8 protein-coding genes are annotated in these 15,759 nt (G+C 41.3%); 5 read left to right on the plus strand and 3 right to left on the minus strand.

Going from position 1 to position 15,759, the window contains the following annotated elements:
* A partial coding sequence (locus tag M23134_RS26760; RefSeq protein ID WP_045114403.1) for a SpoIIE family protein phosphatase occupies positions 1-1,687 on the plus strand: 1,687 nt, incomplete at its 5' end.
* A 69-nt stretch (positions 1,688-1,756) separates the two neighbouring features.
* On the opposite strand, the gene M23134_RS26765 is transcribed toward M23134_RS26760, so the two are convergent.
* A complete protein-coding gene (locus M23134_RS26765; RefSeq protein WP_002701597.1) occupies positions 1,757-2,683 on the minus strand; it encodes an NAD(P)/FAD-dependent oxidoreductase in 927 nt (308 codons plus the stop codon).
* Between the two features lie 8 nt (positions 2,684-2,691).
* Complete coding sequence (locus M23134_RS38960) at positions 2,692-3,243, minus strand: TetR/AcrR family transcriptional regulator (RefSeq protein ID WP_002701598.1); 552 nt, start codon at positions 3,241-3,243, stop codon at positions 2,692-2,694.
* 1,370 nt (positions 3,244-4,613) lie between these two features.
* On the opposite strand from M23134_RS38960, the gene M23134_RS26775 reads away from it, so the two are divergent.
* Positions 4,614-7,373, plus strand: coding sequence for a S8 family serine peptidase (locus M23134_RS26775; RefSeq protein WP_002701600.1), 2,760 nt, complete (start codon positions 4,614-4,616; stop codon positions 7,371-7,373).
* 141 nt (positions 7,374-7,514) lie between these two features.
* Here M23134_RS26775 and M23134_RS26780 read toward each other — a convergent pair whose 3' ends face one another.
* On the minus strand, positions 7,515-10,211 hold the full coding sequence (locus M23134_RS26780) for a T9SS type A sorting domain-containing protein (protein ID WP_157558665.1): 2,697 nt from the start codon (positions 10,209-10,211) through the stop codon (positions 7,515-7,517).
* Between the two features lie 727 nt (positions 10,212-10,938).
* On the opposite strand from M23134_RS26780, the gene M23134_RS26790 reads away from it, so the two are divergent.
* The 3 genes from M23134_RS26790 to M23134_RS26800 all read left to right on the plus strand — a co-directional run bounded on the left by M23134_RS26790 (position 10,939) and on the right by M23134_RS26800 (position 15,376).
* Positions 10,939-13,299 (plus strand): TonB-dependent receptor, encoded by a 2,361-nt coding sequence (locus M23134_RS26790; protein WP_002701607.1) that lies wholly within the window; start codon positions 10,939-10,941, stop codon positions 13,297-13,299.
* 14 nt (positions 13,300-13,313) lie between these two features.
* A complete protein-coding gene (locus M23134_RS26795; protein ID WP_045114405.1) occupies positions 13,314-14,186 on the plus strand; it encodes a DUF4249 domain-containing protein in 873 nt (290 codons plus the stop codon).
* 806 nt (positions 14,187-14,992) lie between these two features.
* Positions 14,993-15,376 carry a TonB-dependent receptor plug domain-containing protein gene (locus M23134_RS26800; protein WP_002701609.1) on the plus strand — a complete coding sequence of 128 codons (384 nt, stop codon included), beginning with the start codon at positions 14,993-14,995 and terminating at the stop codon, positions 15,374-15,376.
* The last annotated feature ends 383 nt before the right edge of the window (positions 15,377-15,759 follow it).

Here is a 15,759-nt window from a genome sequence, read left to right on the forward strand (position 1 = left end):
CACAAGCAAGCATGAAAAGTACTCTATCGAAGGGTTAAAACTTGCCCGTGAATTGAAAGATACATCAGCCATTGTAATATTTCTGAATAGTAAAGGCTTATTGGCATCAGATTCAAAACAATACGAGCAATCAATGCAATATTATACAGAAGCATTAAAGCTCGAAAAAGCAGGCGAAAAACAAATAATGTTGGCTACCTTGTTTAATAACATAGGAATGGTGCAGAACAGCTTGGGTAAACACGACCAAGCCCTTGAGTATTTGTTTAAGTCAGTAGAAACTGCGCATAAGCTAAAAGATAAAAGGCGAAAAATAATGAGGACTTATAAAGTGTCTAAAGAGCACTTTGAGAAAAACTTTGCCTTTGGAGTGGGCAATACTTATATCAATATTGGCACGGTATACAAAAACAAAAAGACGTATAATAAATCAATTGAATATAGCAATAAAGGCTTAGAGATGATGCCTAACAAACGCGTCTTTTATCAGTTTCAGAAAGTATACAATACCTTGTCGCAAGCGCATGAAGGTTTAAACAAAACTGACCTTGCTTTTAAATATTATAAACTATACATAGGGGCACGCGATAGCCTTAGCTCACGAAACTACGAACGTCGTTTGAACAAAGTAGTATCTATACATACTGCTGAGAAAAAAGAAAAGGAACTTGCCGCGCTCCGACGAGAGGCTGACATTACCAAACAACGCAATCGTGCAATTAATACTGCTTTGGGAGGAGGATTGTTTTTGATGTTGAGTCTTGCTGGCTTGATGTACAAAAGATATGACGACAAACGCAAGTCGCATAATGTATTGGCAGAACAAAACCACGAAATAACGGCACAAAACCACGAAATAAGTGCACAGCGCGACCAAATTGCTGAAAAAAGCGAAAAACTAGAGTTTGCCTACCAAAACATTACTGATAGTATAGAGTATGCGCAACGTATTCAAGAAGCATTGTTGCCTTCGCAAGAAGCCATTCGTAAGGCTTTGCCCGAATCTATGATCATGCTTAAGCCAAGAGATAAAGTAAGCGGGGATTTTTATTGGTTTACCCAAACCGGAGAAAATGAGACGCAAAAAACAGTACTTGCCGCAGTAGATTGTACTGGGCATGGAGTACCAGGGGCTTTTATGAGTATGGCAGGAGATGCTTACTTAAATCAGATTGTAAAACAGCAAGGGGTAACCAAGCCCAACGAAATTTTGTTTAAACTGCATAAAAACATTCGTCAGTCGCTGAAACAAGAAACCACTGGTAATCGCGATGGCATGGACATATCGCTTGTGACAATTGATCACGCACAAAAAACGGTAAACTTTGCGGGTGCTAAAAACCCCTTATTATATATACAAAGCGGTAAGCTTCATTTGGTTAAAGGTGATAAGCACTCTATAGGAGGAGAACAACGTGAAGACGAACGAAGCTTTACCAACCATCAGATAAGCATAGATACTGACGAATCTACAAGCTTTTACTTATTTTCTGATGGTTTTCAAGACCAGTTTGGTGGCAGCGAAGGCAAAAAATATATGGTGAGTCAGTTCAGAGATTTGCTGTTGTCTATCCATCATTTGCCTATGCATACTCAAAAAGAACACATGGAAAAAGCTTTTTCTGACTGGTTAGGTACTGACTATGAACAACTTGACGATGTTTTGGTGATGGGGTTTAAAGTATAGTGATAGCATAAATCAAAAATATTTTACTGGTAAATTGCGCAAGGCATTACAGCTTTGCGCAATTTTTTGTTAGACTGTAACCCACTTTTGGTGAATAATTTCGTGAATCATCATTGAGGCAACCTTGGCACCCTCAGCGACTGAAGCTGCAATGCCCCCAAAGCCATTTTTAGCGTCGCCTATGATATATATACCTTCTATCTCAGACTTACCCCACTCATTGGATTTATAAGTGCCATCATCATTGGTCTCTACTCCTAGTTGTGCTGGAATCTCACAAGCTTGTTTTTCGCCAGTGCTTAATAAAAAACCTCCTTGACGGGAAATAGTTTGTCCGTGTGTAAGTTGCACCCCTTGTAATTGCCCATTGGTTGAAATCAGTTTTTCTATGCTATCTTCTACCAATCCTACTTTGTTTTGTTTAAGGGCTTGTTTTTGTTCTTCAGATAGCACTTTTTTACCATTTGTAAATACTATTAAGTCATTGGTCCAGTGGCTAACGGTTTTGGCAAATTCGAATACAAAAGCCTCTTCACCAAACAAAGCCAATGGCTGATTGCGTCGTTCCCAACCATCGCAAAAAGGGCAAGGGTACACAGTTTTGCCATACACCAACTCTATACCAGGTAAGTTTACCTGTTGGATATTTTCTTGGTAGCCTGTAGCAAATACTATATGTTTAGCCTTGAATATGTCGCCTTGGCTGGTCTTGATAATAAATATTTTTTCCTCCTGTTTTACCTCACTTACCCGACCCTTGACATAGTTTACTTGCGTATACTGAGCCAGTTGATCTTTAGCTATTTGCAAAAGCTCAGATGGGTGAACCCCGTCGCGGGTTAGAAAACCGTGCGAACCTTGAGTAACCATATTGCGGGCTTGCTCTTCGTTGATAATGACTGTACTAATCATTGCCCGGCCAAAAACCAAGGCTGCGCTCATTCCGGCGGGGCCTCCACCCACAACTGCTACTTCTAAAATCTTTGTATGATCCATTGTATATATTATTTGTCTGTTTGATTTATTAATCCATGCGCAAACGTATTCCAGGCAAGCTCGTGTACTGCTTTAGGTGCCACGGCTCCTTCTGCCAAAGCACGGGTAGCTCCATGTACTATGCCCATCCACATGTATTCTATCCATTCATTACTCAGTGCTTTATCAATGATTCCCTGCGCTTTAGTCTGGTCTAACGCACCCTGAAAGAGTTGGGTCATTTGGTTAAACTTTGCTTGAATGACTTTGTCTTCAAAGTGGGCGACAAACTTCTGGCAAAACTCAAAATATTGCCCTTTACTAATGTCATCTTTAAATATTTGTTTGAGCCGTTCCAGTGGTTGTTTGTGGGTTTGGGTGGCATTGGTTACATCATTGAGTACCTCATCCATGATCCACGCAGCACAGGCAGCTAGTAAATCGTCTCTGGTACTAAAATACCGATGTAGGGTACGCCTACTCACGCCGGCATTGTCGGCAATAGTTTCTATCCTTGCCGAAGGATCTTTGTTGAGCACTATGATAGATGCCTGAATGATATTTAGTTTGTTTTTTGTCATAAAAATGTGTTTTCTGACTCAAATTTGTGACAAATATACTGAAATTTTTTAAAATACAAGTAAAGCCTGTAAGAAAAATTAACAAGCAAATTGTTTTAGTGTAGGGGTTAGAGTTGAACTATCAGGCATTATGAGCGGCATTATTTCTAACTTTTAAGTATCTGAAAATAAGTGTATTATGAGTAGTGCTTGCGAACCCTTATATACCAATGTCTCAACAAAGGTGATTGATTAGTTATGTATAGAGTAGGGGGCTAGACCTTAGAACCCTTTCAGGACTGTAGACTTTAATAAGTGGGCATATAAACAGAAGATAAACAGGAGGAGGCGAAAAAAATGTAAAAAATATAAAATACGATAAAGTACAATCTATCACAAAACATATAGATGAGTAACAGATGTAATAAAAAGTAGATTGAGGGGTTATAGAGAAATAATCATACAGTGTTTTTGTTTTATACCCTATAATAGTTGTAAAGAGTAAGCAAAACCTCAGACAAAAAGGTGTGTTAAACCAACCTGTGGATGTTTTGTTTGGAATGGCCTAAAACCTGTGAAAATTTGATTATAAATGTCAAAATGTAGGTTTACCTGGTTAGAGTACACTGCTTGGGTGGAGCTTAAAAGCAAAGGTAGGTTTGAAAAAAGAGTGCCTAAAGTATTGGCAATACAAGGTGAAAATTAAAAGAGTGCAGGTGTACTTTTTACACACACCTTTGTGGGTGAGTTGGTCAAAGCTTTCAGCCTGACTTTTGGGCTAAAAAAACATTGATATGTGTTTAAATTGTACAAAAAAAATATTTTACTATCAGTTTTTAGTGGGTTAGCTTATTTGGTGTTTTTTGGAAATTCAATAAAATGTTTTGACTTTTGCGTAAAGTTAATTCAATTATATTACTCAATGAGAGGTAAGGAGAAATTAACTATGTTATTATTTAAAAACAATTTATTAACTCAACAGAATAGTTTTAAGTAGTTATTCACCAGCATTTAAAACAATTGTAATAGTGCGCCTGCTAACCCACTGAATACGATTGTAAGATGGTTCTTTAATCAAAGTTAACTTCTGTTTTGCCAGGGAAGCAAATCATTACAGAAGTTGGTCATTCAAATTACAATGATGGTTCAGCTATAATAGTTTGTTTATACTCATATTGTATACATCAAAATAGCCTACCCGATTGATTATACTATTGTCACCCCAGGTTTTATGCTCGAATAAAGAGGTAAAATTCACTACGTCTATATTCCTACATTTGTTGATAAGTTTTAGATAATAGCTAGTTAACTGGTTTGAAATGAAAACAGTCGCCTGCTAACAAAGACTCTTTGTTCATTCCTGTCTTGCTTCTCCACTAAATTACACTTATATGTTAAATTTAAGAAAAGGATTTACCTGGCTGGTAGTATTGCTGGGCGTATCTGCTATGTCGGCACGTGCCCAACAGCGTTATACACAACGCCAGACCCAGAAGTTAAAGACATTGAGTCGCACTTATTTAAAAAAATCACAAACCCAAAGAGCGCAAGCTTACCAACGTGCCAAAAACTTAGGCATTGCCACCCGAATTATTTCTGAAGGAAAGGTCATGGAATTGCAGCGTTTTACTGCCAATGGTATTCCTTTGTACAACATCACCTATAATGCTACAGCTGCCCAAACTATTTCGACCGATAGGGTACATACCGACCTGGGCATTACTGGCAACGGTATGACATTGGGTATTTGGGATGGTGGAGCAGTAAGAACCACCCACCGCGAATTTATGAACAATGGCAATAGCCGGGTAACCCAACAAGATGGTGCACCCACCCTTAATTTTCATGCAACTCATGTGGCAGGCACAATGGTAGCGGCCGGGGTAACTGCCAACGCAAAAGGGATGGCTTATGAGGCAAGCTTAGATGCGTATGACTGGAACGATGACCTTGCCGAAATGACGGATGCAGCCGCCAATGGTTTGTTACTATCTAACCATTCGTATGGCAAAGGTACTGGTTGGGAGTGGAATGATCAGCATAGGGTTTGGCTATGGTTTGGAGACGTAAGTATCAGTACTGTAGAGGACTATAAGTTTGGCTTTTATGATGAAGAAGCCCGTGCCTTGGACAATATTGCAGTAAATGCACCTAATTACTTGATCTGTAAAGCAGCTGGAAACGATCGTAACAACAACCGCGTAGGTGAGCACTATTATTTTGACAATGGAGGTAATGCAGTTCGTTCATTTGACTTTCGCAACCCTGATGGCAACTATGATTGTATTGGAGGAGCAGCTACTGCCAAAAATATTTTGACTGTAGGCGCGGTAAATGACATTGTTGGAGGCTATACGCGTGCGGCTGATGTGGTACAATCTAATTTTAGTAGCTGGGGACCTACCGATGACGGTCGTATCAAACCAGACATTGTTGCCAACGGAGTAACGCTGAACTCTACCTGGCATACAGCCGACGATGCTTATAGCAGCATTAGTGGTACCTCTATGGCTACCCCAAGCGTAACGGGATCTTTGGGTTTGTTACAGCAATACTACCACGGACGCAACAACAACACTTACATGCGTTCGGCTACGCTTAAGGCGTTGGCTATTCACACTGCCGATGAAGCTGGAGCGGCCGATGGACCTGACTACCAAAATGGTTGGGGCTTGATGAATACCAAGTCAGCGGCTGACGTAATTACCAATCGTAATAACACCTCGCGTATAGAGGAGCAAACCCTTGATAACAATGGTAACTATACCATAGATATAATGGCTACAGGCAATGAGCCTTTGGTGGCAACCATTGTATGGACAGACCTTGCGGGTACGCCGGTAGCACCTGCTCTAGACCCTGCCAATCGTATGTTGGTAAATGATTTGGACATTCGTATTACGCACCGAAACGCAACGACTGGAGCAGTGACTACCCACCAGCCCTGGATGCTTGACCCTGCCAACCCTGCCAATGCAGCTACTCGAGGCGACAACGACCGCGACAATGTAGAAAAAATCTTTATTGCTAACCCGGTAGCAGGTACTTACACCATTACAGTTACACATAAAGGCAACTTGCGTAATAACAACAGCCAGACTTTTTCAATGATTGTGACGGGTATCAATGTAAACAACAACAATGTGGCTTGCGCAATACCTGCAGCCTTAAATACAAGCAACATTGCCAATACTTCGGCTGTGTTGAACTGGGGAGCTGTAGCTGGAGCTACGTCTTATGATGTACGTTACCGAGCACAAGGAACAGCCAACTGGACCAATATAAATGCAGTAAATGGGACTTCTACTAATATAAGTGGTTTGACCCAAGCCACTACTTATGAATTTCAGGTAAGAACCAACTGTGTAGGTGGCAGCAGTGCTTATGCTGGTATTGTAAATTTTGTTACTAATGGTGCACCCACAGGATACTGTGCTGCAAAAGGAGGAACAGCCGATGAATATATCCAGCGAGTACAGTTTGGTACGATTAACAATGTATCGGGCGACAATGGAGGGTATGGCGATTTTACCGCGCAATCGGTTACTTTGGGCAGAGGGAGTACTACTACTATTACCATTACACCTGCCTGGAAGGGACAGACTTACCCAGAAGGATACAGTGTGTGGATAGATCTTAACCGGGATGGGGATTTCGATGATGCCGGGGAGCAAGTATATACCCGTAGTGCTACTACAGCTGGGTCAGTTTCAGGAAATATCACTATTCCGGCAGGAGCTGCTATCGGGCAAACTCGTCTGAGAGTGACTATGCGTTATGATCAAATACCTGCTGCTTGTGGTACTTTTCAGTGGGGTGAAGTAGAAGATTATATCGTGAATATTAGTGCCAACGGTAACAATGCCGCTGTTGTATTGACTACTCAACAAGTAAAGGTGCCTACAACAGATATTTCATTGTCACCCAACCCTGCCAGTTCTGCACTTAACATTACTGTAATGTCTGAAGGGAAAGCAACATTTACCTTGATGAGCCGAAATGGAGCAGCCTTGCAAACGCAATCAGCGAAGGATCAAGGAGGAAAAATCAATAAAACATTTGATGTAAGTAAATACCCAGCGGGCTTGTATCTGATGAAGATCAACGCCAATGGTGCACAGTATGTCAAGCGGGTAGTGATTATTAAATAGTGTTGAGTAAGTGCGTATATTTTTTGTCCATGATTAAAAAGGTTGCCTTCAAGTCAGAAGGCAACCTTTTTTGTTGGATAAGTGCTTAATAGTTTGTCTCACAATATGACTGGAAGGCACCGTGTGAAACTTGTACCAGGCCTACTTTTTGATATTGAATCTGCGGGTTTCTACTCCTTTTGAGTGGTAAATAAGGAGTGTATAAATGCCTGATTTCAACTTTTCTAGCTTTAAGTAATGCTTGGTTTGTTGTGGGGCTACTTTTTTAGAAAGCACAAGTTGCCCGTACATATCTTTTACTTCTAGTTTGCTCACTGCTGGTTTATCTGCCTTGTACGTAGGTGCCAAAAGCTCGACTGTCACGCCATTGGTGGCAGGTACTGGGTATACATTGCTTATACGCTTGTGGGCAGCAACATGCGTCTTTTCTTTTTGCGTGGCGCTGGCATTCAGGCAGTTTTGCCCACTATAGTTATGAGCACGGGTAGTATTGTCGAAGTCGGTTCTTGCTTGCCCCAACATACAATTGCTATTTTGTAAAGCAAATTCGGTCCATTCGCCTTCCGATTTGTACACAAACCAACACAAGCCTAATATTTTGCGTGAATGTGCGTTGTTCCAACTGTTGATCTCTTGATAGGCTTGTTGCATCCAGCCCTGATAATAAGTAACCGAAGGAGGAATGAGTTTGCAGTCGCCCGATGTACAAGGAGTAGGATTGTTGCAAGCGCTGTTTTTGGTAACAGTAAAGTGAGCACTTGTGTTGGTTTCGGTAATAATGGCTGGAACTCCTGCTTTTCCGTAAGAATCGATGATTTGCATCAATACCCGGTAAGACCTGAACCCCTTGGTGTTGGCTTTGTTAAAACCAGCAGGCAACACATTGCCTGCCCTGCCCAGGTGGTTATCTGGTCCCCAATTGATAGTAATACCGCCTGCATAAGAACGATTACCGTTGTTGTGTGCACCATAAGTATGAATGGCATACCCATCACAATTGTTGCCAATGCCTTGTACTACAGCCTTGTAGTAGGCGTCGTAATAACCTGAACCCAAGGTGCCATCTACTGCAGTAGGAGCCCAGTTGGCTACTGGCCCTACCAGTACTTTGATCTGGTTTCCGTTGCTTACACTGTTTTTCACTTTGTTATACACAGCATTATAATAAGCCACATAAGTACTGGCAGGAGCCCCACGACCATCGCCCGATGGCTTGTACTCATAGTCGAGGTTATACTCATTGCCTATTTGAAACCACTTCACTTTTTGACCGTTTCCGAGGTTGTTGTACAGTTCGTGTATAATTATTGCGCAACGGTCGGCAAATGCATTATAAGATATACTGCCAGGGTTAGGAATAGTAGCAAACCAGTTCCAGTTGAGCCTTACTACTGGGGTAAAGCCATCATTGATAATACTGCGCATGTGCGATTTGATGCCGTTTAAGTCTGAAGGGTGATTGATGCCTTCGGCATTGATAATTTCTACCGACCAACCTTTTTTACCGTTCATTAGGCTACTGGCGCCAGGTGCCCACCAATGAACCCCAAATAAGGTTTCACAAGTAGTAGGGGGTGGCGCCACATTACCCACGTTGATGCTCCAGGTTTGGGTTTCGCCAAACCATTCTACCCCATCGCGTACCATGCGCAATGAAAGACGGCGGTTGCCTGATACTACAGACGAAATATTGAATCTGAAATCGACATAACCGCCTGGTGACACATTGTGAGGTAAAAAAGCACGGGCGTTGGTAGGTGAAGTGGCATATCCACCATTGATAAAGTCTGACCAGGTTACCTGATTGCTTGTGGTAGCTCCCAAACGGTAGTTTTGCCCTGCCGACCAAGTAGTATTACCGTTGTTGTATACCCTGATACGTACCTGTTTCTTTTCGTTAACCTTCATCGATGCTATAACCGATGACTGTGATTCTCTTACTTCGCCGTTATTGTGATTGTTTGGTGCAGGATTGTTTACGTTGATGTTCCAGGCGTACGCTTCTCCAAACCAAGCCACCCCATCTTGCACCATTCTTACCGAAAGCTTGCGACTACCAGCGTGATTGCTCGATATGTTAAACCTGAAATCTACATAGCCCCCTGGTGATACGTTGTGAGGTAAGTATACCCTGGCATTAGTAACAGAGCCCATATAGCCACCTGCCGAAAAATCAGCCCATTGTATTTGGTTGGCGGTAGCCCCGTTGGTGCCCGATCCGGCTCCCAGCCTGAAAGATTGCCCTGCCGACCAGGTACGGTTTCCTGTATTGTACACCCTGATGCGTACTGCTGCCTTTTTCCCCTTTTCGATGGTGGATGGAACCGAAGATTGAGATACACTGATGTCGGCGTTGTTGGGGGCAACCGTCGGATTGTTTACGTTGATGTTCCAGGCGTATGCTTCTCCAAACCAAGCCACTCCATCTTGTACCATTCTTACCGAAAGCTTGCGATTACCAGCGTGATTGCCTGATATGTTAAACCGGAAATCTACATAACTACCTGGCGATACGTTGTGAGACAGGTATACCCTGGCATCGGTGGTAGAGCGCATATAGCCACCCGCCGAAAAGTCAGTCCATTGCATTTGGTTAGCGGTAGCACCATTGGTACCCGATCCGGCTCCCAGCCTGAAAGATTGCCCTGCCGACCAGGTACGGTTTCCTGTGTTGTATACCCTGATGCGTACCGCTGCCTTTTTTCCCTTTTCGATGGTGGATGGAACCGAAGATTGAGATACACTGATGTCAGCGTTTAATTGTGCGTGTGTGTCATAGCTTGATAGTAGTAAAAGCGCAAAGACTAATACAAGCAAGCCCTTTGGTTTTGTTTTCATTGGTTTAAAATTGTGTGGAGTCAAAAACTGTTGGGTTGGTGCTGACTGTTCAGCCCTTGCCGTATAGAAATGTTTGTACATGGTATAGTATTTAGGTTATTTGGTAATTAGTTATTTGATGAGGCAAAGTTGGTAGGGAAATGCAGCAGGAACAATTTAGAGGAGTATACAACGGCACTACTCGCCTGGAATGCCCTACTACAAAAGCACTACAAGGCTGTTTTAATATGATTTTAAAAAGAAATGATAAGTGATCTGGAAAAAATAAGATGTGCCAATTCAAGAAAATATATTGTTCTCAGACGATTCAAAAAAAACGGTGCATAGCCAAAGCTATGAAGCTTTTTTTTGAGAAGAATGAGGGCAATAGATACACTTTAATGGCTCAAATTATTTATGAAAGATCACTAAGACGAAACAACTTTTTGACATTAGAGGTAACTCTTTGCTTGTTGATGCCTTAATTACCCAATATGGTGGTTTTGAATGGGAAGAATCATTGTTAAAGTTTGCTGTGGGGCTCAGGTGTTATGCCTATAATCTGGCATGTTATAAACTATTAATGATTTATTGGTATTATAATAAGCCGATGGGTAGCCTGCTAAAAATTATATAATAGTTTGAGGAGTTTTAGGTGATTTTCATTGATTAATTTTTATTACTTGGGAGAACATTTTCAATTTTGACTGGTTGAATATTCAAAAAAAAACAATTCCATACCATACCAATGATAAATTACAAACGAATGATGCAATCAGTGGGGCTATGCTTCCTGATATTGTTAGGTGCCAGCTTCGCGTATGCGCAAAAATCTACCTTAAGCGGATATGTAAAAGATGCCAGTAACGGTGAAGTGCTATTGGGAGCATCTGTTTACCTGACAGAACTGCAAAATGGAGCAGTTACCAATGAGTACGGGTTTTTCTCAATCAAAATTCCCAATGGTCAATACACGGTAAAAGTGAGCTATATTGGTTACAAAACAGTGACCAAACAAGTAAACCTCGCCAATGACCAAAAGCTAAATGTAGAACTCCCGGTAGAAGGTCAAGCCCTCGAAACTGTAGTGGTCACCAGTGAAAAACAAGATGCGAACATACGCAGCACTCAAATGAGTGTAAACAAACTGGAAATCAAGACAATTCAGAAAATGCCTGCCTTTTTTGGCGAAGCCGACATCATCCGAAGTATTCAATTGTTGCCTGGAGTAACTACAGTAGGAGAGGGAGCCAGTGGGTTCAATGTGCGTGGGGGTAACATAGACCAAAACCTGATTTTGATAGACGAAGCTCCTGTGTATAATTCTTCACACGCCTTGGGTTTCTTTTCGGTGTTTAACCCTGATGCAGTAAAAAATGTAAAGCTGGTCAAAGGAGGAATTCCTGCCCAATATGGCGGTCGCTTGTCGTCGTTGTTAGACGTACGCTTGCGCGAAGGGAACAATAAGAAGTTTGAGATGAACGGGGGAATTGGTTTACTGTTTAGCCGGTTTAGTGTTCAGGCACCCATTCAAAAGGGCAAGTCGTCTTTTATTATTGCCGGGCGTCGCTCTTATATCGATTTGTTCTTTCCTTTATTAGGTGGTGCTTTGAGCAACAGTAGTGTATATTTTTATGATTTAACGGCCAAATTAAACTTTACGCTTAACGATAAGAATAAAATATTTGTATCAGGCTATTTTGGGCGAGACAAGATAGGGTTAGATGTTTTTGGTTTTAATTGGGGCAATGCTACCGCTACCATACGTTGGAATCACCTCTTCAACGATCAGTTGTTTTTGAATACCACTGCGTTTTATAGCAATTATGATTATCAGTTGGGGGTACCCAACGATACCGATGGTTTTGACTGGAAAGCCAACATTGTAAACTACAGTTTCAAGCCGGAGTTTACCTATTTTGCCAACGCCAGCAATACAATTAACTTTGGTGGGCAAGCCATTTTATACCAATTTGTGCCTGGTACAGCTACTTTTACCAGTGGGGGCAATAGCCGCGATATTTCGCTGGATGATAAGTTTGGGCTGGAAACGGCCGTATACCTGAGCAATGAGCAAAGCATTGGCGATAACGTGACCCTGGAGTATGGTGTGCGTTATTCTTGGTTTAACTACCTTGGGGCTGGCAAAGCCATTACTTTTGGCGATGCACCTGCTGGCGAGCGTCGCGAACCTGTAAGTAGTAGAGAATACGGAATGTGGGAGACTATTCAGGAGTATGGCAATTTTGAACCCCGTTTCTCGGCAAAATATATGCTTAATCGTACATCTTCGCTTAAGTTAAGTTACCACCGAATGGCACAATATATTCACCTGGTGTCTAACTCTACCGCCTCTATTCCTCTAGATACCTGGACACCCAGCACCAATAATATTCAGCCTCAGCTTGCCGACCAGGTAGCTTTGGGGTATTTTAAAAACTTTGGTGAAAACAACGATTACGAATTTTCGGCAGAAACCTACTATAAGCTTTATCAAAACCAAATAGACTATATAGATGGCGCCGATTTACTGCTAAACGAAAACCTGGAAGGTGACTTGCTCACTGGCGAGGGCAAAGCTTATGGCTTAGAACTTTACTTGAAGAAAAACAACGGTAAATTTACCGGATGGGTAAGCTACACCCTGGCACGTACTGAGCGTCAAGTCAATGGAATTAATAATGACAGTTGGTATCCCACCCGTTTTGACCGTACGCACAACTTGTATGTGGTAGGTATGTATAAATTGAGTAAGCGGGTAGAATTATCGGCAAACTTTATGTTTGCTTCGGGTACCCCTACCACTTTTCCTACCAATCGCTTTGAGTTTGAAGGGATAGTGGCACCCCACAACGCCGAAAACAGTCGTAATAATTTTCGTATTCCAGCAGCCCATCGTTTAGACGTTGCCTTGACCCTACTACCCAAAAACACCAAAAAACGTTGGCAGGGATTCTGGGTGTTTTCTATTTATAACCTGTATGCTAACCGAAACCCTTTCTCTATATTTTTTCAGGCAGACGCTGATAACCCAACCATTACCCGTGCCTATCGATATTCTATCATAGGCTCTGTTATTCCATCGGTTACTTATAATTTCAAGTTTTAAAACAAAGCGGCAAAATGAAATCAAGAATATACTTATATATCATGTGCATGGTAGCAGTAGCCACCATGACAGCGTGCGAAGACGAAATAAATGTAACATTGGGTGAGAGCACGCCCCAGCTTACAGTAGAGGGGTGGGTATCAGACCAAACTCCGTTACAAACGATTAGGCTTACTATTAGCCAAGACTATTTTGATAATGCAGCTGCGGCTGGAGCCAGTGGCGCTACAGTAAGAGTAAATGACGACCAAGGTAATGTATACAACTTTGTGGAATCGGATTTGAATTCGGGAGACTATTTAAGCAATTTTACGGGAGCCATAGGCCGTACTTATACTTTGTATATTCAGTATCAAGGTGAAGAGTACCAAGCCACTACCCAACTTGCAAGGGTGCCTCCTATTGATTCTATTCGGGTAGAAAATGCTGATGATGCCAGCCCCGGACCGGTTAACGTGAGTAGTGGATACCGCGCTGAGTTTTTTGCCAATGAAATACCTGGTGCAGGAGATTATTACCGTATCAAGACTTACCGCAATGATGTATTGTTGAACAAGCCCGGTAACATCTCAGTTTTTGAAGATACCAACGTAGACGGCTTGCCTTTTATACTGCCAGTAAGACTGAGTATTAACCCTATTTCCGAAGACGGAGAAGGCTATGCTTTGGGGGATAAAATTAAAGTAGAGTTGTTGTCTATTAGTAAAGAAGCCTTTCTGTTTTTTGAAGAGCTGGAAACACAAACGACCAATGGAGGGCTTTTTGCCAATCCTATAGCTAATGTGCCCACTAATATACAAAATATCAATCCGGCCTCTGCTAAAAAAGCGGTTGGTTTCTTTTATGCTTCGGCGGTCAGCTCTTTAGAAGTTACCGTAACCGAATAATAGTGGCTTACTACTTTATTTGATAATATTATAGACCTACTGCCCCACTTGGTTTTTCAGCAAGTGGGGCTTTTTTCAAGACATAGCGTTAGAGGTTGTATGCATTGATCTTTGACTTTTTTATAAGTGCAACCAAAAATGGTATTTTTTTCTTTGATTTTTAACTAGTTATCCCTTATCTTCTCATATCAAAAAACACTGACAGCCCGCTACACGTAATAACCAAAGAGGAGTTGTTAGCTTCTCTTACTCTTCAAAATATCTATCAATACAACCACTGTATTTTACCTAAGTAAAACGCAAAAAATAAAGTGCTGTAATAGAATTTAGCATCTGCTTGTTGCTCAGAGACGATATTCTGTGGAGCAGGTGAGATTTTTCGTTTTACTAAACACCATTACTACTATAATTAAGTAGATCCTAAACTTAGACTTTTAATCGCTTATTTTTCCTTCTTCTTTAGTGACTGTTTGCATCAATCATCTGCAAAAAGCAATATGCTGATGATACATGTGCAATGCTATATGATTAAATACTCTACTTAGTAATGGTTGAAAAATAATTTATTGTCTTAGAGGTGGCTTTTCGCCCTGATGTTTTGTTCTGAGATGTATCGTAATTAAAAAAGCGAACTATGCTTACAAACCGAAGTTACAACTTACTATGCTGGATTGCTAAATTCTTCGAATCACGTTTGGAGCCCTGCCTTTGGTTAAAAATACCTCATCTTAGCAAGAAACCTCTACCTCGAAATAAGTTACTTATTTTTCAACCACTCCTTACTAAAACTACTTTGAATACAGACTATGAAATATACTTTAATGCTACTGCTGTTGTGCTTAGGGGTGGGGGCAAGAGGGCAAACAGATTCGTTGAACAATGCAGAATGGTTTCGTTTAAAAGCAGAAAAGCTTATTCGCTTAGAACAAGTAAATGCTGAAACTGAAATATTAGGTGCTAGTCAATATGCCCAAAAACTTGAGAATGTACCCGCCAGTGTGATTGTGGTAAACCAAAAGCAAATGAAAGAAAATGGTTACCATGACTTGTCTGACTTGCTCAAAGATTTACCAGGTTTTGATGTAATAGAAAATGCGGGTAGGGAGCTTAAAAATGGCTACGAGATAGTAAAGAATTATCAATCACCAATGAGTTTGCCCAACCTATCAATGATCATAATATATTTATAGAAGCCCGTTACAAAGACTTAAAAGGAGGGCGTCAGCCCAATATTTCACCTTTTACTAATCAGCAGGTCACGCTTAGGCAAGGCAGCCTTGTATACATAGGCAGTGATGGTTTTGTTGACCAAAACAATGAGAAGAGGGTAAGTTTTGGGACAAGAAGGTGACAGAAACTATTGGAGGTTTGCGCTCCGCTTCCTATGAAACAACAACAAATGATTGAACAAGTGCTCGATAAGCAAATGCAAAATACTACGCAAAGAGACGATATTTTATTTATTGGGCTAAGGCTATAGATTTTTTTGGGTAAGTGGTGTTCATTCGCTCATAGTATGCTCATTACACCTACTGGTTAGATATAATAAAGCATTCATTGCATTAAAAATAAT

This window comes from Microscilla marina ATCC 23134, from assembly GCF_000169175.1.
GTDB lineage: Bacteria > Bacteroidota > Bacteroidia > Cytophagales > Microscillaceae > Microscilla > Microscilla marina.